Below are 438 nucleotides of genomic sequence, written 5' to 3'. Positions count from 1 at the left end.
TGATTTAGGTCTAGAATTAAAAGATGCATCAATCGATATGCTAGGTACAGCTAATAAAGTAGAAGTCACTAAAGATAATACAACTATTGTAGATGGTGACGGTGATGAAAATAGTATCGACGCTCGTGTAAGTCAAATTAAAGCACAAATTGAAGAAACTGATTCTGATTTCGATAGAGAAAAATTACAAGAACGATTAGCTAAATTAGCTGGTGGTGTAGCAGTTATCAAAGTAGGTGCTGCAAGTGAAACTGAATTAAAAGAGCGTAAACTTCGAATCGAAGATGCTTTAAACTCAACACGTGCCGCAGTTGAAGAAGGTATTGTTGCTGGTGGTGGTACAGCCTTAGTTAATATCTATAAAAAGGTAAGCGAAATTGAAGCAGAAGGCGATGTTGAAACAGGAGTAAATATTGTTCTTAAAGCATTACAAGCTCC

At 36.1% G+C, this 438-nt stretch carries 1 protein-coding gene; it reads left to right on the top strand.

Going from position 1 to position 438, the window contains the following annotated elements:
* Positions 1-438 (top strand): TCP-1/cpn60 chaperonin family protein (locus tag HZY83_RS07815; protein ID WP_305038426.1); only part of this gene is annotated, 438 nt, incomplete at both ends.

The organism is Gemella sp. GH3 (assembly GCF_013415425.1).
Lineage (GTDB): Bacteria > Bacillota > Bacilli > Staphylococcales > Gemellaceae > Gemelliphila.
The sequence above is the reverse complement of the archived record's forward strand: the minus strand, read 5'-3'. Positions and strand labels throughout refer to the sequence as shown.